At 70.4% G+C, this 17,453-nt stretch carries 13 protein-coding genes; 3 read left to right on the plus strand and 10 right to left on the minus strand.

Annotated features, from left to right (window positions below; all coding sequences use genetic code 11):
- Nucleotides 1-8: 8 nt before the first annotated feature.
- Together galE and galT are read right to left on the minus strand one after the other, a co-directional pair.
- Entirely contained in the window at nucleotides 9-971 is a 963-nt protein-coding gene (galE, locus tag ABZ656_RS10150) for a UDP-glucose 4-epimerase GalE (RefSeq protein ID WP_101404596.1), read from the minus strand.
- Nucleotides 968-2,032, minus strand: a complete 1,065-nt coding sequence (gene galT, locus ABZ656_RS10155) for a galactose-1-phosphate uridylyltransferase (RefSeq protein WP_101404595.1) — start codon at nucleotides 2,030-2,032, stop codon at nucleotides 968-970. The genes galE and galT overlap by 4 nt, the downstream gene beginning before the upstream one ends.
- A 153-nt stretch (nucleotides 2,033-2,185) precedes the next feature.
- Between galT and ABZ656_RS10160 the strand changes: the two genes are divergently transcribed.
- The 3 genes from ABZ656_RS10160 (at nucleotide 2,186) to ABZ656_RS10170 (ending at nucleotide 5,741) form a co-directional block, all read left to right on the plus strand.
- A complete protein-coding gene (locus ABZ656_RS10160) occupies nucleotides 2,186-3,865 on the plus strand; it encodes a sodium:solute symporter family protein (protein ID WP_180362464.1) in 1,680 nt (559 codons plus the stop codon).
- 20 nt (nucleotides 3,866-3,885) lie between these two features.
- On the plus strand, nucleotides 3,886-4,197 hold the full coding sequence (locus ABZ656_RS10165; RefSeq protein ID WP_101404593.1) for a hypothetical protein: 312 nt from the start codon (nucleotides 3,886-3,888) through the stop codon (nucleotides 4,195-4,197).
- A gap of 263 nt (nucleotides 4,198-4,460) precedes the next feature.
- The gene (locus ABZ656_RS10170) at nucleotides 4,461-5,741 is read left to right on the plus strand and encodes a GNAT family N-acetyltransferase (RefSeq protein ID WP_101408040.1); all 1,281 of its coding nucleotides are present in this window, start codon (nucleotides 4,461-4,463) and stop codon (nucleotides 5,739-5,741) included.
- Between the two features lie 49 nt (nucleotides 5,742-5,790).
- Here the strand turns inward: ABZ656_RS10170 and ABZ656_RS10175 are convergent, their stop codons facing one another.
- The 8 genes from ABZ656_RS10175 to ABZ656_RS10210 form a co-directional block, all read right to left on the minus strand.
- Nucleotides 5,791-6,495, minus strand: a complete 705-nt coding sequence (locus ABZ656_RS10175; RefSeq protein ID WP_101404592.1) for a response regulator transcription factor — start codon at nucleotides 6,493-6,495, stop codon at nucleotides 5,791-5,793.
- A 225-nt stretch (nucleotides 6,496-6,720) separates the two neighbouring features.
- Nucleotides 6,721-8,586: a PQQ-binding-like beta-propeller repeat protein gene (locus ABZ656_RS10180; RefSeq protein WP_360266357.1), complete on the minus strand. Its 1,866-nt coding sequence runs from the start codon at nucleotides 8,584-8,586 to the stop codon at nucleotides 6,721-6,723.
- A gap of 91 nt (nucleotides 8,587-8,677) precedes the next feature.
- Nucleotides 8,678-10,561 carry a PQQ-binding-like beta-propeller repeat protein gene (locus tag ABZ656_RS10185; protein ID WP_360266360.1) on the minus strand — a complete coding sequence of 628 codons (1,884 nt, stop codon included), beginning with the start codon at nucleotides 10,559-10,561 and terminating at the stop codon, nucleotides 8,678-8,680.
- A gap of 238 nt (nucleotides 10,562-10,799) precedes the next feature.
- Nucleotides 10,800-12,608 carry an ABC-F family ATP-binding cassette domain-containing protein gene (locus tag ABZ656_RS10190; RefSeq protein ID WP_101404589.1) on the minus strand — a complete coding sequence of 603 codons (1,809 nt, stop codon included), beginning with the start codon at nucleotides 12,606-12,608 and terminating at the stop codon, nucleotides 10,800-10,802.
- 416 nt (nucleotides 12,609-13,024) lie between these two features.
- Nucleotides 13,025-13,981, minus strand: a complete 957-nt coding sequence (locus tag ABZ656_RS10195; RefSeq protein ID WP_101404588.1) for a 4-(cytidine 5'-diphospho)-2-C-methyl-D-erythritol kinase — start codon at nucleotides 13,979-13,981, stop codon at nucleotides 13,025-13,027.
- Entirely contained in the window at nucleotides 13,978-14,904 is a 927-nt protein-coding gene (gene rsmA, locus ABZ656_RS10200) for a 16S rRNA (adenine(1518)-N(6)/adenine(1519)-N(6))-dimethyltransferase RsmA (protein ID WP_360266364.1), read from the minus strand. The genes ABZ656_RS10195 and rsmA overlap by 4 nt, the downstream gene beginning before the upstream one ends.
- A 117-nt stretch (nucleotides 14,905-15,021) precedes the next feature.
- Complete coding sequence (locus ABZ656_RS10205) at nucleotides 15,022-16,437, minus strand: ubiquitin-like domain-containing protein (protein ID WP_360266367.1); 1,416 nt, start codon at nucleotides 16,435-16,437, stop codon at nucleotides 15,022-15,024.
- 139 nt (nucleotides 16,438-16,576) lie between these two features.
- A complete protein-coding gene (locus ABZ656_RS10210) occupies nucleotides 16,577-17,449 on the minus strand; it encodes a TatD family hydrolase (protein ID WP_360266370.1) in 873 nt (290 codons plus the stop codon).
- Between the last annotated feature and the right edge of the window lie 4 nt (nucleotides 17,450-17,453).

Below are 17,453 nucleotides of genomic sequence, written 5' to 3' on the forward strand. Positions count from 1 at the left end.
CGAATTACCTACCGCTCCTTGTTCTGAGCGAACGCCCACGCGTCCGCGACGATCCCCGCGAGATCCGCGCGGGACGGGTTCCAGCCGAGCCGCTCGCGCGCGGTCGCCGCCGAGGCGACGAGCACGGCCGGGTCCCCGGCCCGGCGCGGGGCCGTCACCTCGGGGATCGGGTGCCCCGTGACCTGGCGGACGGTCTCGATGACCTCGCGGACGGAGAAGCCGTTGCCGTTGCCGAGATTGCAGATGAGGTGCTCACCGGCGGTGGCCGCCTCGACGGCCAGCAGGTGGGCGTCCGCCAGGTCCGCCACGTGGATGTAGTCGCGGATGCAGGTGCCGTCCGGCGTCGGGTAGTCGTCGCCGAAGACGGAGATCGCCTCCCGCCGCCCCTGCGCGACCTGGAGGACGAGCGGGATGAGGTGCGACTCGGGGTCGTGGCGCTCGCCCTGCGCCCCGTAGGCGCCGGCCACGTTGAAGTAGCGCAGCGACACCGCGCCCAGTCCGTGGGCCGCCGCCTCGCCGGTGATCATGTGGTCGACGGCGAGCTTGGAGGCGCCGTAGGGGTTGGTGGGCTTCGTCGGCGCGGACTCGACGATCGGGGTCTGCTCCGGCTCGCCGTACGTGGCGGCGGTGGAGGAGAAGACCAGCTTGCGCACGCCCGCCTCGCGCATCGCGGCGAGCAGCGCCATGGTGCCGCCGACGTTGTTGTCCCAGTACTTCTCGGGCTTCACGACGGACTCGCCGACCTGCGAGAACGCGGCGAAGTGCAGCACGGCGTCGTACGAGGAGTCCAGCCACTTACCGGCGTCGCGGATGTCGCCCTCGATGAAGGCGGCCCCGGCGGGCACACCCTCACGGAAGCCGGTCGACAGGTTGTCGAGGACCGTCACCTCGTGACCGGCCTCGATCAGATGCTGCGCGACCACGCTGCCGACATAGCCCGCGCCACCCGTGACCAGGTACTTCCCACTCATGAACTCGCTACCTCTCGCAGTCGCTGGGCCGCGGCTTCCGGCGGCACGTCGTTGATGAACACGCTCATGCCGGACTCGGAACCCGCGAGGAACTTCAGCTTGCCGGAAGTGCGGCGAATGGTGAAAAGCTCGAGGTGAAGCGCGAAGTCGTCCCTGCTCACACCTTCAAACTCCTCCAGCGCGCCGAAAGGCGCCTGGTGCCAGGCGGCGATGTACGGCGTCGGAGGCTCCCCTTCACCGAAGATCCGGTCGAAGCGCCTCAAGAGTTCCAGATAGACCTGGGGGAACTCTGTGCGCGTCTCCTCGTCGAGCCCGAGCAGGTCGGGCACCCGCCGCTTGGGGTAGAGGTGGACCTCGTAGGGCCAGTGCGCGGCGTACGGCACGAAGGCGACCCACCGCTCGGTCTCCAGGACGATCCGGTCGCCCTCGGCGAGCTCGCGTGCCACGACGTCGTCGAAGAGGTTCTCGCCGCCGGTGGCCTCCTTGTGCGCGGCCAGCGAACGCAGCATCAGGGCCGTGCGCGGGGTGGTGAACGGGTAGCCGTAGATCTGCCCGTGCGGGTGGCCGAGGGTGACGCCGATCTCCTCGCCGCGGTTCTCGAAACAGAAGACCTGTTCGACGGAGGGGAGGTGGGACAGCTCCGCCGTGCGGTCCGTCCACGCCTCCAGGACGAGCCCCGCCTGCTCCTCGGTGAGGTCGGCGAAGGACGAGTCGTGGTCGGAGGTGAAGCAGACGACCTCGCAGCGCCCGGAGTCGCCGGCGAGCGAGGGGAAACGATTCTCGAAGACGACGACGTCGTACGAGGAGTCCGGGATCTCGCTCAGCCGGTCGCCCTGCGAGGGGCACAGGGGGCACTCGTTCGCCGGGGGGTGATAGGTGCGTCCCTGGCGGTGCGAGGCGATCGCGACCGAGTCGCCGAGCAGCGGGTCGCGGCGCACCTGGGAGCTGGTGACGGTGGGCTCCAGCGGGCGGCGGTCCACCGCGTCACGCACCGTGTCGTCGCCCGAGTCGTAGTAGATCAGCTCACGACCGTCAGCAAGCCGGGTCGAGGTCTTCTTCACCGCTGGACTCCTCATCCACACCACACCCAACCATCAAACATAACCGAACACAACAAACCACAAAGCAACAGGAACGTCAATGCCTTCGGGGGTTTGGGGGGTGTCTGTGAAGCTTGGGCAGCGTCATGGGACTCATGGGGCATGGATACGGGCATGCATGCCCCCACATACCTCGCCGCAGGGCTCCGGCTCCCCACGAACGGGCTCGACTACACGATCCTCGGCATCTACTTCGTCGTCGTGCTCGGCATCGGTTTCGCCGCCAAGGCCTCGGTCAAGACCAGCCTCGACTTCTTCCTCTCCGGCCGTTCACTGCCCGCCTGGATCACCGGCCTCGCGTTCATCTCCGCCAACCTCGGCGCGACCGAGATCCTGGGGATGGCCGCGAACAGCGCGCAGTACGGCGTCTACACCGTGCACTGGTACTGGATCGGCGCGATCCCCGCCATGGTGTTCCTGGGCCTGGTGATGATGCCGTTCTACTACGGCTCGAAGGTCCGCTCCGTCCCGGAGTTCCTGCTCCTGCGCTTCGACAAGGCGGCGCACCTGCTGAGTTCGATCCTGTTCGCCTTCGCGGCGATCCTGATCGCGGGCGTCAACCTGTACTCACTGGCGATCGTGGTCGAGGCGCTGCTCGGCTGGCCCCAGTGGGTGGCGATCGTGATCGCGGGGTTCTTCGTACTGGCGTACATCACGCTCGGCGGCCTGTCCTCGGCGATCTACAACGAGGTGCTGCAGTTCTTCGTGATCCTCGCGGCCCTGATCCCGATCGCCGCGCTCGGCCTGAAGCGGGTCGGCGGCTGGGACGGTCTGACCCACTCGCTCGACAAGACCCACGGCAGTGACTTCACCACGGCCTGGGGCGGTACGGGCATCGGCCATGCGAATCCGCTGGGCGCGAACTGGCTGACCATCGTCCTCGGCCTCGGCTTCGTCCTCTCCTTCGGCTACTGGACGACGAACTTCGCGGAGGTGCAGCGCGCGCTCTCGGCGAAGAACCTGTCGGCGGCCCAGCGCACCCCGCTCATCGCGGCGTTCCCCAAGATCTTCATCGTCTTCCTGGTGATGATCCCGGGCCTGGTGGCGGCCGTCCTGGTCCCCAGGATCGGCACGAGCGGCTCGAACCTCCAGTACAACGACGCGGTCCCGTACCTGATGCAGGAACTGCTGCCGAACGGCGTGCTGGGCATCGCGGTGACGGGGCTCCTGGCGGCCTTCATGGCGGGCATGGCGGCCAACGTCTCGTCGTTCAACACGGTGTTCACGTCGGACATCTGGCGGCGGTACGTCGTGACCGACCGGGAGGACTCCTACTACGTCCGCTTCGGCCGCCTGATCACGGTGATCGGCGTCCTGGCGTCGCTCGGCACGGCGTTCCTGGCGTCGTCCTTCTCCAACATCATGGCCTACCTGCAGACCCTCTTCTCCTTCTTCAACGTGCCGATGTTCGTGGCCTTCATCGTCGGCATGTTCTGGAAGCGCGCGTCGGCGAAGTCGGGTTTCTGGGGCCTGCTGGCAGGCACGACGGCGGCGATGGTCAACTACTTCGTCATCTACAAGCAGGGGATCATCGCCATCCCCTCCGACCAGGGAGCCAACTTCGTCTCGGCGATCGCGGGCTTCGTGGCCGGCGCGGTGGTGATGGTCGCGGTCTCCCTCTTCACTGCCCCCAAACCGGCGGAGGACCTCCAGGGTCTGGTCTACGGCACCGTCTCCCCCGGCATGGCCGAGCCGCCGGCCGTGGGCGACGACGCGTGGTACCGCAGGCCGGCACTGCTGGGCTGGGGCGCGCTGATCCTGGCGGCGGCCTGTTACATCCCGTTCTCGTTCTGACGCAGGAGGCCTGAGCAACCATGTCCGACCACTATTCGGACCGCGATGTCCAGCGCGAGGTCACGGAGCTGGAGCATCAGTCCGCGACCGCGACCCGCCTCTTCGACATCCGCACCATCATCGGCGGCCTGTTCGTCGTCTACGGCGTCATCGTCACCCTGGCGGGCCTGACCGCCTCCGACGCCGAACTCGCCAAGGCCCAAGGCGTCAACATCAACCTCTGGACCGGCCTCGGCATGCTCGCCCTGGGCGTCTTCTTCCTGCTGTGGCTGTGGCTGCGCCCGCTGGCTCCGCCGGTGCCGATGCCGGAGGAGGAGCCTCCGTCGCAGTAGCCGGTGTCGGGCAGGGCCGGAGTGTGCCGGGGGACTCCGGCCCCGTACGAACACGCGGGCCCTTCGGGGATGAAGAGGTCGGCAGGGTCGGTCACTTCGAAGGCGCGATCGCGCAGGATCCGAAGCCGCTCCGACCTCCACCGCATAAAGACCGGCAGGCTCGGCACGCCCCTGGCTTGATCGTCGGGCGGCCCAGTCGCCCGGTATGTGGTCTGCCCGGAGAATGAGGAGGGGCAGGAGCGTGGGCCGGCGAGGTGGCGATGATGCCGACATGGCGACTGCGGGACTTCCGCGACGACGATCTGGACCGTGCCATCCAGATCTGGGACCAGGACCGGCAGACGGACGACTCCCCTCCGGTGTTCCCCGTCTCCGAGGTCATGGCCGTGGCCCGGGCCGGCGGCCCCGCGGTGGTCGCGGTGGTCGGCGACGACCTGGTGGGCATGGCGGTGGCGCAGGCCCAGGGTGAGCGGGCCTGGATCAAGCTGGTGGCGCTCGCTGGGAACTGGCGCAGCCGGGGCATCGGCAGCGCCCTGATCTCCGAGCTGGAGCGGCGCCTTCGCACGCAGGGGATCCGTCGGATCGGTGCGCTGCTCGCCCCCGGGGCCACCGGAACCGCGGCGCTGGAGAACTCCGGCTACCGGGCCCGGGACGGACTGGTCTTCTACGAGAAGGTCGAGCACCTCGGCGCGAGCGACGCGGGTCTGCTCGCGGAGCTGGGCGGGCGGGTGCAGCCGGGCGGGCTCTGGGGCGCCCTCGCGGGGATGGAGCGGGAGAAGGAGACCATCGAGCGGCGGATCGTGCTGCCGCTGGCCGAACCCGCACTGGCCGACCGGTACGGAGTGGCGCCGCCGAAGGCGGTCATCCTCTTCGGGCCGCCGGGCACCGGCAAGACCAGCTTCGCGAGAGCCGTCGCCTCCCGGCTGGAGTGGCCGTTCGTGGAGCTCTTCCCGTCCCGGCTCGCCGCGGGCTCCGCCGGGGGCCTGGCCGCCTCGCTTCGGGACACGTTCCACGAGCTGGCGGGGCTGGAGACGGTGCTCCTGTTCATCGACGAGGTCGAGGAGATCGCCGGCGTCCGCTCCGGTGTGGCCGTCGACCCCGGCCACGGCGTCACCAACGAACTGCTCAAGCTGATCCCCGGCTTCCGCGACCACGACGACCGGCTGCTGATCTGCGCCACCAACTCCGTCCGCTCCCTCGATCCGGCGTTCCTGCGCCCCGGCCGGTTCGACTACGTCATCCCGGTCGGTCCCCCCGACGCGGCCGCCCGGGAAGCGATCTGGCGGCGCTACCTGGGCCGGGCCGCCGACGGGGTCGGGCTGCACCGGCTGGTGGAGGCCAGCGAGATGTTCACCCCCGCCGACATCGAGTTCGCCGCCCGCAAGGGCGCCCAGGCCGCCTTCGAACGCGAGATCACCGACCGTCAGGGCACCCCGGCCGACACCGAGGACTACCTCGCCGCCATCGCCGACACCCGTCCCTCGCTCACCGAACAGGCGCTCACCGAGTTCAGAGAGGACATCGAGCACCACATACGCATGTGATGCCGGGTTCTCCCGAGCGCGATGGGCGCCCGTGACGTCGTCGTCGGTCTCAGCCGGCGTCCTGCGCCGCGCCGCCGGGAGACGTGGGCACCGGCCCCGCCCGGTCCAGCAGCCCCGTCCTCGCGGCCAGGGCGGCCGCCTCCAGCCGCGACCCCACCCCCAGCTTCATCAGCACCCGCTGGACATGGGTCCGGGCAGTCGACGGAGCTATCCCCATACCGGCCGCGATGAGCCTCGTGTCCTCCCCGTCCGCGACCCTCACCAGGACCTCCACCTCGCGTGGGGTGAGCATCTGCAGAAGCCGCTGGCCCTCGTCGTCCGGTTGGGCGGCGGGGTTCAACAGCTCGCTGAAGGCGCCCTGGAGCAGCGCGGGGGCGACCGCCGCCTCGCCCGCCCTGGCCTTCATGATGGCGCGCTCGACTCCCTCTATGCGCTCGTCATGGCGTACGTAGCCCGACGCACCCGCGGCGAACGCGGCGGCGATGCCGCGCGGGTTCGGGACCGGGCCCAGGACCAGGACCGCCACCTGCGGACGCTCCCGTTTGATCCTGATCACCGGGTCGAAGATTCCCGGCTCGGCGGGTGTCGCCGTGCCGATCAGGCACACCTCCGGCGCCCTGGTGATCACCAGCTCAGCCGCTCCCGCGGCGGGCGCCGCCGCGGCGAGCACCCGGTGCCCCCGCAGTTTCAACGCCGAGGCCAACGCCTCGGCGAGCAGTCGGTGGTCGTCGACCACCATGAGCCGCACTCCCATCGAGCAACCCCCCAGTCCCCCCAAGCATCCCCACTGGTTCCCCGTGGATTAGGAGCCCCCCGGCTCTCCATCCCCCGGAAGCTACACGCTTGTTCGACATTGCGCTTCCCCTACTGGTGAGAAGTGCCCCGGAATATCGAAATTCCTCGCATTCGGGAGTGATGAGGGGTAAGCGAACGGCCCCGTCCCTGAGCTGGGACGGGGCCATGGTCAAAAGAAGTTGACCTACTGCGGGCCGAACGCGATCACCAGGTATTCCTTCTCGGAGCCGCTGTACGGCTTGTGGGCGTAGATCCCGGACATGTACAGGTGACCCTTGCTGTAAAGGATCTCGGCGTAGTCCGGGAGCATGCTCGTCTCCGCGTCGTGGACCGACTCGGTCGCCGGGTTCTCGAGGAGCTTGGTCTCCTTGAAGGAGGTGCCGTCGATGCTCACGATCTGACCGCCCTTGTCGTAGGGCGGCCGCTTGTACGCGAGGAGGTTGCCGCCGTCCATGCGCAGCGGGGAGATGTCGTAGCCGTCGCCCGCGTCCGCGCGCTGGCCGGTCTGCTTGCCGGTGCCCAGGTCGAAGGCGACGATCTCGTTGATCTGGCCCGACTGGCCGCCGTCGTGCTGCTCGGTCGGGATGTAGAGCTTGTCGTTTCCGACCACCAGCCTCGCGCAGCTCTCGATCCTGGTGATGCCGTCGCACTTGGCCGCGTACGTCTTGCCCGGCGCGGAGATCCTGGTGCGCAGCCGGCCGGTCTTGTTGTCGATGGAGAAGAAGTCCGAGATGCCGCTGCCGTCACCGGCGGAGTCGCCCACGTCGGCGGCCACCACCAGCGGGTTCGTCGACACGACGCTCGCGTACTCGATGCCGGGCGACATCTTGTACTCCGAGATCACCTTCCCGGACGTCGGGTCGATGGTCTGGATGTGCAACTGCCGCGTACTGCCGTACTCGCCGCACTTGCGGACCGCGACCAGCTTGTCGCCGCCGCCGTACCCGGCGTCGTAACAGCTGTCCGTGGGCTTCGGGACCCACAGCGCCTTGCCGGTGGAGATGTCGAACGCGGCGCCACCGTTGGTGCTGCCCACGGCGACGGTGTTCGCGCTGGTGGTGACGTTGTCGAGGCTGATCTTCTGGTCACCGGACTTGACCGACTTCGTCCAGAGCAGCTTGCCGGCGGCGAGGTCGAGGGCGGAGACCTCGCTGCAGCCGTGCGAAGGCTTCGCCTTGGTCGGCATGGCGGGCTCGTAGACGATCGCGGTCCGGCCGGAGTCGGTGGTGTGGCGGCTGGCCGTGCACACCGGGCCGGGGAGCTTGATCGTCCAGACCTTGGCGCCCGAGTCGGGGTCGTAGCCGTTGATCTCGGCGTTGCCGCTCTTGGCGTACACCTTGTCGGTGAGCCAGGAGCCGACGGTGGACACGCTGCTCTCGGCGGGCACGGCGGGCGCGGGGACCTGGAAGAGGACCTTGGAACTGGTGTTGGCGGGGACCTTCTCCTTGCCGGTGGAACCGGTGGTCTTGTCGCCGCCCGAGCCGCCCTTGCCCCCGGTGCCTCCGCTCGTACCGGAGGAGTTGTTCTTGCTGTCGTCCTTGCCGGAGCTCGCGTACCAGACCCCGCCGCCGATGATCAGCGCGACGGCCGCGACGGCCGCCACGATGATGACCACCTGGCTGTTCGGCTTCCGCCCGCCGCCCCCGCCCTGGGGAACCTGGGGCTGCATCGGGTAGGTCGGCGGCTGCTGCGGATAGCCGTAGCCGTACGGGGGTCCTGGGGGCTGGGCGGGCTGCTGGCCGGGGTAGCCGTAGCCAGGCTGGGCCGGGGGGCCCTGCGGAGGCGCCTGCGGGTAGCCGTAGCCGGGACCCTGCGGAGGCTGCGGGGCGCCGAACCCACCGGGCGGCGGAGCCTGCGGCGCACCGAACCCACCCGGCGGAAGGTCCTGGGGGGCTCCGAAGCCACCCGGCGGAGGGTCCTGCGGCGCACCGAAGCCACCCGGCGGAGGGTCCTGCGGCGCACCGAAGCCACCCGGCGGAGGGTCCTGCGGCGCGCCGAAGCCGCCCTGCGGGGGCTGGTTCGGCGGTGGTGGGGGCGGCGGCTGGCTCATGACGTGTCTACCTCGGATGCGGATGCGTTGGGGACGGAGATGCCGGAGACGAAGAAGGCGGCGAACGGGGCGCAGGTGGCGTGAGCGTGCGTCACTTGCCGTAGGCCAGCATCAACTTCTCCTTCGACTTGTCGTTGCCCGTCAGCCGGGTGGTGGAGATGTAGAAGCGCCCGTCCACATAGTCGACCGCCTTCGAGAAGAAGCCGTTCTCGACCGACGCCGTGCCCTGCGGGTTCTGCAGCAGCTTGGTGGGCTTGTGGCTGCTTCCGGTCGTGGGGATCGACACGATCTGCCCACCGGCGTCGTACGACGGCTCGACGTACGCGATCAGCTGCGTCCCGTCCATCTTCAGCGGCAGCATCGACTCGGCGGCCGGGGACTTGACGCGCCACTTCTCCTTGCCGGTCGACAGGTCGAAGGCGACGATCTCGTTGGCGCCGCTCTTCGCCTCGGTCGGCAGATAGAGCGTGTTCGCGTCGGCGGCGGTGCCGAAGCAGCCCGTCAGATCGCGGTCGAGGATGGCGAAACCGCACTCGGGCCTGAAGGTATCGCTGCTCTTGAGCTGTGAGCGGACGGCGCCGTTGTCCTTGAACGTGGTGACGTTGACCTTCTTCTGATCCTTGTTGGTCATGTAGATGACGACGGGATCGACGGAGTAGGTGCGCTCGACCGTCCAGCCCTTGGGGATCTTCGTGGTCCACTTGGCCTTGCCGGTGGCCGGGTCCAGCTCCTGCACCTCGTCGTGCTCGGTGTCGGTGGCGGCACCGCAGGAGGCGACGGACAGCAGCTTGGCGCCGCCCGCGAACGCGGCCGGGTAGCAGGCCTGGCCGTAGTTCGTCTTGTCCCAGAGCTTCTTGCCGCTGGTGATGTCGTACGCCGTACCGGACTGTGAGCGGCCGACCATCAGCGTCTTGCCGGTGACCGACAGTTCGATGGTGAGCGTGCTGTCGAAGAGCGCTCCGTCGGCGACCTTGCCGCTCCAGCCCTTGGCACCGGTCTCCAGGTCTATCTGCTGGAGCTGGTTGCACTTGGCGTTGTCGCCGGCACCGCTCTTGTACGCCACGACGACCTTGTCGTCGGACGTCTTCTGCGGACTGACCGCGCAGATCGGCTGCGGGAACGTGATCGGGTCCCAAGTGGGCTTGCCGTCCCCGACGTTGTACGCGAACACCTGCTTGTACGCGGCCTTCACCGCCGACTTGTCGGTGATCCACAGGCCGGGGGCGTCGGCGCCGGAACCGGGCGCGTCGGGCGCCTGCTTGTACCAGAGCACCTTCGCCTCACCGGCCTGGCGGCCCGCGTTGAGGTTCTCGGGGTCCCCGCCGCCGTTGCCGCCGCCGTCACCGGGGTTGACCGGATCGGCGGAGGAGGAGGCCTTCCCGCCCTCGCTGTCCTGGGCGACCGGCTTCTTGCCGTCGTCGCCGCCCCCGCCGCTGACGGCCCAGACGGTCCCGCCGACGACGAGCAGCGCGGCCACGGCGGCGCCGATGACCACGGCCGGGCGGCCCTTGAAGGGGTTCTTGGAACCACCGGGAGGAGGCGGAGGGGTGCCGGGGCCGCCCGGGTACTGCGCCTGGCCCGGATAGCCGTATCCGGACCCGTATCCGGGCTGCTGACCATATGCGGGCTGCTGACCGTATGCGGGCTGCTGTCCGTACGGGCCGGGCTGGGCGTACGGCCCCGGCTGCTGCGGCGGCTGTGCGTACGGGCCGGGCTGGACGTAGGGCCCGGGCTGCTGCGGCGGCTGTGCGTACGGGCCGGGCTGGACGTAGGGCCCGGGCTGCTGCGGATATCCGTAACCGGGCGCCGGCGGACCGGCAGGCGGAGGGGGCGTGCCCTGGGGCGCGTTGGGGGCTGCGCCGAACCCGCCCTGCGCCGGTGCCGCCGGTGGAACCGGTGGCGTCGACGGCGTCGGTGGCTGGTCCTGCGGTGCTCCGAAGCCACCCTGCGGCGGCTCACTCGGCGGCTGACTCATCAGCGTGTTCCCCCTCGTTCACTGATGTGGCGCCCCACCGGCGGTGCGGTCGGCGGCGCCGATTTCGCGCCACACCGGTGGTTCTCAGACTGTTCTCAGACGGACCTTTCTATCACTCTGGAGACCTCGAACAAGGGGCCGGTACTCCCCCTGTTCCCAAGGGAGGACCGGCCCGTGATGCCCTCGTTACGCGCCTTCACGCCCCCTTCACGGGACGCGCGCGCCGCCTGCCGGAGGCTTACGCGTCTTCCGCGAGCTCCAGCCAGCGCAGCTCCAGTTCCTCGCGCTCACCGGTCAACTGACGCAGTTCGGCGTCGAGTTCGGCGACCTTCTCGAAGTCCGTCGCGTTGTCGGCGATTTGGGTGTGGAGCTTGCTCTCCTTCTCGGAGATCTTGTCGAGCTGACGCTCGATCTTCTGCAGCTCCTTCTTCGCGGCGCGGGCGTCGGCGGCGGAGGCGGCCCTGGCGGACGGCGCGGGCGCGGCGGCGAGTACGGCGGCCGCGGCGACCTCCTCCATGCGCTTGCGCCGCTCCAGGTACTCGTCGATCCCGCGCGGCAGCATCCGCAGGGTGCGGTCGCCGAGAAGCGCGAACACGTTGTCCGTGGTGCGCTCGATGAAGAACCGGTCGTGGGAGATCACGACCATCGAGCCGGGCCAGCCGTCGAGCAGGTCCTCCAGCTGGGTCAGCGTCTCGATGTCGAGGTCGTTGGTGGGCTCGTCGAGGAAGAGGACGTTGGGCTCGTCCATGAGCAGCCGCAGCAGCTGAAGCCGCCGCCGCTCACCACCGCTGAGGTCTCCGACGGGCGTCCACTGCTTCTCCTTGTTGAAGCCGAACGTCTCGCAGAGCTGCCCCGCGGTCAGCTCGCGCCCCTTGCCCAGGTCGACCCGGTCACGGACGGCCTGCACGGCCTGCAGCACCCGCCAGGTCGGGTCGAGCTCGGCGACCTCCTGCGACAGATAGGCGAGCTTGACGGTCTTGCCGGTGCTGATCCGCCCGGCGACGGGCTGTGTCTCCCCCTCGCTGCGGGCGGCCTCGGCCATGGCTCGCAGAAGAGAGGTCTTGCCGGCTCCGTTCACACCCACGAGCCCGACCCGGTCGCCGGGCCCGAGCTGCCAGGTGAGGTGCTCGAGCAGGACCTTCGGGCCCGCCTGCACCGTCACATCCTCAAGGTCGAAGACCGTCTTGCCGAGCCGCGAGCTGGCGAACTTCATCAGCTCGCTCTTGTCGCGGGGCGGCGGCACGTCCGCGATCAGCTCGTTGGCGGCCTCGACACGGAAGCGCGGCTTGGAGGTACGGGCGGGGGCGCCGCGCCGCAGCCAGGCCAGCTCCTTGCGCACCAGGTTCTGCCGCTTGACCTCCTCGGTGGCGGCGATGCGCTCACGCTCCGCGCGCGCGAAGACGTAGTCGGAGTACCCGCCCTCGTACTCGTACACCGCGCCCTTCTGCACGTCCCACATGCGGGTGCAGACCTGGTCGAGGAACCACCGGTCGTGGGTCACGCACACCAGCGCCGACCGCCGCTCCCGCAGGTGCTGGGCGAGCCAGGCGATGCCCTCCACGTCCAGATGGTTGGTGGGCTCGTCGAGGATGATGAGGTCCTGCTCCTCGATGAGCAGCTTGGCGAGCGCGATACGGCGGCGCTCACCGCCGGAGAGCGGGGCGATGACCGTGTCGAGCCCCTGCGGGAACCCCGGCAGGTCCAGCCCGCCGAACAGCCCCGTCAGGACGTCCCTGATCTTGGCGTTGCCCGCCCACTCGTGGTCGGCGAGGTCGCGGATGACCTCGTGCCGGACGGTGGCGGTGGGGTCGAGGGAATCGTGCTGGGTCAGCACCCCCAGATGCAGCCCGCCGGAGTGCGTGACGCGGCCGGTGTCGGCCTCCTCCAGCTTGGCGAGCATGCGGATGAGGGTGGTCTTGCCGTCGCCGTTCCGCCCGACCACACCGATCCGGTCGCCCTCGCTGACGCCGAGGGAGACTCCGTCGAGCAGGGCACGGGTGCCGTACACCTTGCTGACGGACTCGACATTGACCAGGTTGACGGCCATTTCTCTCCTGAACAAGGGGGACGATCGACCCTCAAGGGTAGTCCGGCTCCCTCGCCGCCCAAGCCACACCCTTCCCGCCCCCACCCCACCCGCCCACCCAAGGCCGAACGATCCCCTGGCAAGGTCCGGATGTTCAGGCGCCGCCGCCGACCCCTGCGTGGGATCAGGGCCGACGCCACCGCCAGTGACCCACTCCCGCGTCCCTGGCCGTGGCCGCGGTCGCGCCCCCATGCGGCGACGGCGGCATTTATGCGATGTCGGACCGACCACACCCCGCCAGCAGCCGCCCTTTCAGGTGACTTGAACCCGATTCATCACATGTGCACACCACTGCTACGAAGAATCGTCTCCTGGTCCAACATGAGCATCAGCGTTGAGGAGATCACATGCGGATTGCGGCCCGGAGCACTCCTCCTTCAGGCGTTCGTATGAGCTTCAGCCACTGGCACGACCGTCGCGCCGGGGGCGGGGCCGTCGGTGACCCGTACCGTCCGGCAGGTGCCGGAGGCGCGCAAGGCGTCGGCGACCGCGCGCGCGGCCTCGGCGTCCGCCGCGAGGAAGGCCGTGGTCGGCCCCGAGCCGGAGACCAGGGCCGCGAGCGCACCGGCGTTCCGCCCCGCGGCGAGCGTGTCGGCGAGGGCCGGGAAGAGGGAGAGGGCGGCGGGCTGGAGGTCGTTGGAGACGGCGCGGGCGAGGGCCCCGGCGTCCCCCACGGCCAGCGCGTCGAGCAGCTCCTGCGAGGCGACCGGCTCCGGAATCCGCATTCCCTCGTTCATCCGGTCGAACTCCCGGAAGACCGCCGGGGTCGACAGCCCGCGCTCGGCGATCGCGAAGACCCAGTGGAAGGTCCCGCCGACCTCGAGCGTCCGCAGCTGCTCACCCCGTCCGACGCCCAGCGCAGCCCCGCCCACCAGGCTGAACGGCACGTCACTGCCCAACTCGGCGCAGATGTCGAGGAGTTCCTCGCGGGAGGCGTTCGTCCCCCACAGGGCGTCGCAGGCGAGCAGCGCGCCGGCGCCGTCGGCGCTGCCGCCCGCCATGCCGCCCGCGACGGGGATGTCCTTGGCGATGTGGAGGTGGACGGCCGGTTCGATGCCGTACCGGCGGGCGAGTTCGAGGGCCGCGCGGGCCGCCAGGTTCGTGGCGTCGAGGGGGACCTGGTCGGCGTCCGGGCCCTCGCAGGTGATCCGCAGCTCGTCCGCCGGCACCACCGTGACCTCGTCGTACAGCCCTACGGCGAGGAAGACGTTGGCCAGGTCGTGGAAGCCGTCGGGGCGGGCGGCGCCGACGGCGAGCTGGACGTTGACCTTGGCGGGGACTCGAACGGTCACGACGTCCGTGCCCGTCCTGGGCTCGGTCTTCGACTCCGTCACGGCTGAGCGCTCTCCTTGTTCTCTGCCTTGTTCTCGGCGTTCTCTGCCTTGTTCTCCGCGTTCTCTGCCTTGTTCTCGGCGATACGGGCGAACTCCTCCACCGTCAGCGACTCCCCGCGGGCCTGCGGTGAGACCCCGGCGGCGACGAGCGCGGCCTCGGCGGCGGCCGCGGAACCGGCCCACCCGGCGAGGGCGGCGCGCAGCGTCTTGCGCCGCTGGGCGAAGGCGGCGTCGACGACCGCGAAGACCTCGCGCTTGGAGGCCGTGGTCCTGATGGGCTCCGCGCGCCTGACGAGCGACACGAGGCCGCTGTCGACGTTCGGCGCGGGCCAGAAGACGTTCCGTCCGATGGAGCCGGCGCGCTTCACGTCGGCATACCAGTTGGCCTTGACGCTCGGCACGCCGTACACCTTCGAGCCGGGGTCGGCGGCGAGCCGGTCGGCGACCTCGGCCTGCACCATCACCAGCGTGCGCTCGATGGTCGGGAAGGTGCCGAGCATGTGCAGCAGCACGGGTACGGCGACGTTGTACGGGAGGTTCGCGACGAGGGCGGTGGGGGCGGGGCCGGGGAGCTCGTTCACGTGCATGGCGTCGGAGTGCACGAGTGCGAAGCGGTCGGCGCGGGTCGGCATACGGGCGGCGATGGTCGCCGGGAGCGCGCCCGCGAGTACGTCGTCGATCTCCACGGCGACGACCCGGTCGGCCGCCTCCAGCAGCGCGAGGGTCAGCGAGCCGAGGCCGGGGCCGACCTCGACGACCACGTCGTCGGCCCGTACGCCGGCGGTGCGCACGATGCGGCGCACGGTGTTGGCGTCGATCACGAAGTTCTGGCCGCGCTGCTTGGTGGGCCGCACACCGAGGGCACCCGCGAGCTCGCGGACGTCGGCGGGGCCCAGGAGGGCGTCGGGGGTGGGGCTGTTCACGCCCCAAGACTACGGGGGTGCGGGCCGCGCCCCGCAGGGGCGCGGGGCGTTGCTGGACATGCGGCTCCGCCGCGTGGGCGCGAGCAACCCCCACCGGGCCCGCAGCCGGAGAACCCGTCAGTCGTGCAGATGGGCTCCGCAGTGGGGCCACGGGCTCGCGCCCCGGCGGACGTACAGCTTCTTCGCCCTGCGGGTCTGCTCCTCGGCCGGCGCGTCCTGGGGCAGCCCGGACCCCCCGAGCGTGTGCCAGGTGTGGGTGTCGAACTGGTACAGGCCGCCGTAGGTGCCGGAGGGGTCCACGGCGCCGGGGCGACCGCCGGACTCGCACGCCGCGAGCCCGGACCAGTTCAGACGGTCCGCAGTCTGCGCGGAAACGGGCCGCGGCTTCGTACCGACCCGCACCACCTGCCCCCGCGGCTCCCGCACCACCTCGTCCCCGACCCTCCGCGGCTTCTGCATGACCCCGTTGACGGTCCGCAGCAGGTAGGTGACCCGCCGGGTCCCGGGTTCCCCGGCCCGGTCGACGACCTCGGTGCCACGGAACAGCGAGGGGTCGTTCGTCCGTGTCGTCCGGAAGGGGATCGCCTCCTCGCGGACCTCCTGGGTGCCGGTGATCCGCATGACGCTGACCGTCTGCCCGTCCCGGGGGAAGCTCCCCGGCTGGACGGATGTCGTGTCCTCACCGTGGAGGGTGATCCCGGCCTCCTCGACGGCCTCGCCGACGGTCGCCGCGTTCGTCCGGATCGTCCGCGCCCGCCCGTCCGCCATGATCGTCACCGTGCGCTCGGTGCGGACGTCGAGCGCGAGGCCCTCTCGGCCGATGCGCCGGGAGCGCGAGGTCGACAGGTACGCCCCCTCGGCGCGCACCCCGAGCTGCTGGAGCGCCCCGTCCACCGTGTGCGCCGTCGTCCACACCTCGTGCGGCTGTCCGTCGAGGGTGAGCCGCACGGGCCGCCCGTAGTGGACCGCGATCTCGTCGCCGCTGGTCAGCTCGGTGCCGGGGGCGGGCGCGACGACGTCGTGCTCGCCGACGCGCACGCCCTCCTCGGCGAGGAGTCCGGTCACGTCGTCGGCGAAGGTGTGCAGCGTGCGCGCCTTCCCGTCGACGCTGAGCTCGATGGCCTTGTCGTTGGCGACGAAGGCGGAGGCGCCGCCGGCGAGGAAGGCGACGACCAGCGCCTGGGGCAGCAGCCGCCGCAGCGGGTCGGGACGCTCGGCGGTGCGCCGGCGCCGGGCGGCGCGCCGGGCAGCGGCCCGCCCGCCGGGCCGGGGCTCCCCCTCCGACTCCTGCGCCGGATCCCCGAACGCCTGCGTCTGCACCAACGTCGGCGTCTGCGTCTGCCAGGGCAGTATCGGCTCGGTCGGCGCCTGGGACGCCGCCAGTGCCTCGTACGCGGGCCGGTAGGTGTCCACGTAGCCGCCGCGGTCCGGGCTTCCGGCACCGTACGGCGACTGTCCACCACTCTCTCGGTCCTCGAACGACGTTCCAGTCAGGCCATAAGTCTCGTACTGCGACTTGGGCGAGTTGCTCACGACGACACGCTCCAGGAGATCCGGATCGGGCGACCAGAACCTAGCGGAGCGGTCGTCACTCTCCCAAGCAACGCGGCTACGCTGTGTCGCGACACTGCCCTGAGGTGTGACCCAGAAAAATGGTCGGAAGCGTCATCCCTCAGTAACCGAAGGCCCGCGCCGTGTTCGCAGAGAGCGCCGTCGCCAGCGTGTCCTCGTCGATGCTCCGCACGGCCGCCATGGCGCGCACCGTGACCGGAATGAGATAAGGCGCGTTAGGCCGTCCGCGGTACGGGGCGGGGGTCAGGAAGGGCGCGTCGGTCTCGACCAGGACGAGCTCCAGGGGGGCCACGGCCAGCGCGTCGCGCAGCGGCTGGGCGTTCTTGAAGGTCATGTTTCCGGCGAAGGACATGTAGTACCCGGCCTGGGCGCAGATCTCGGCCATCGCCGCGTCGCCGGAGTAGCAGTGGAAGACGGTCCGCTCGGGCGCGCCCTCCTCCTTCAGGACGCGCAGCACGTCGGCGTGCGCGTCGCGGTCGTGGATGACCAGGGCTTTTCCGTGCCGCTTGGCGATCTCTATGTGGGCGCGGAAGGAGCGCTCCTGGGCGGCCTTGCCTTCGGGGCCCGTACGGAAGTAGTCGAGCCCGGTCTCGCCGACGCCCTTGACCTGGGGAAGGGCGGCGAGGCGGTCGATCTCGGCGAGGGCCTCGTCCAGAGCGCCGTCGCCGCCGGGCACCCGTGCGCCCTGGCGGGACCAGCCGTCGGGGTCGCCGTGCACGATACGGGGTGCCTCGTTGGGGTGCAGGGCAACGGTGGCGTGGACGGCCTCGTACGCGGCGGCGGTCTCGGCCGCCCAGCGGGAGCCCTTCAGGTCGCAGCCGACCTGGACGACCGTGGTCACGCCGACCGCGGCGGCCTTGGCGAGTCCTTCGTCGACGGTGCCGGACTGCATGTCGAGGTGGGTGTGCGAGTCGGCGACGGGGACGCGCAGCGGCTCGGGGAGCGGTGGCGCTTCGGTCTTGTCGGAGGGCATGCCT

The organism is Streptomyces sp. NPDC007095, from assembly GCF_040634475.1.
GTDB lineage: Bacteria > Actinomycetota > Actinomycetes > Streptomycetales > Streptomycetaceae > Streptomyces.

Excerpts from the sequence above, each read along its gene's own strand:
- ABZ656_RS10170 (WP_101408040.1), top strand. The coding sequence starts at position 4,461 with ATGCCGACATGGCGACTGCGGGACTTCCGCGACGACGATCTGGACCGT.
- ABZ656_RS10210 (WP_360266370.1), bottom strand. The coding sequence starts at position 17,449 with ATGCCCTCCGACAAGACCGAAGCGCCACCGCTCCCCGAGCCGCTGCGC.
- ABZ656_RS10160 (WP_180362464.1), top strand. The coding sequence starts at position 2,186 with ATGCATGCCCCCACATACCTCGCCGCAGGGCTCCGGCTCCCCACGAAC.
- ABZ656_RS10165 (WP_101404593.1), top strand. The coding sequence starts at position 3,886 with ATGTCCGACCACTATTCGGACCGCGATGTCCAGCGCGAGGTCACGGAG.
- ABZ656_RS10175 (WP_101404592.1), bottom strand. The coding sequence starts at position 6,495 with ATGGGAGTGCGGCTCATGGTGGTCGACGACCACCGACTGCTCGCCGAG.
- ABZ656_RS10190 (WP_101404589.1), bottom strand. The coding sequence starts at position 12,608 with ATGGCCGTCAACCTGGTCAATGTCGAGTCCGTCAGCAAGGTGTACGGC.
- ABZ656_RS10180 (WP_360266357.1), bottom strand. The coding sequence starts at position 8,586 with ATGAGCCAGCCGCCGCCCCCACCACCGCCGAACCAGCCCCCGCAGGGC.
- galE (WP_101404596.1), bottom strand. The coding sequence starts at position 971 with ATGAGTGGGAAGTACCTGGTCACGGGTGGCGCGGGCTATGTCGGCAGC.
- ABZ656_RS10185 (WP_360266360.1), bottom strand. The coding sequence starts at position 10,561 with ATGAGTCAGCCGCCGAGTGAGCCGCCGCAGGGTGGCTTCGGAGCACCG.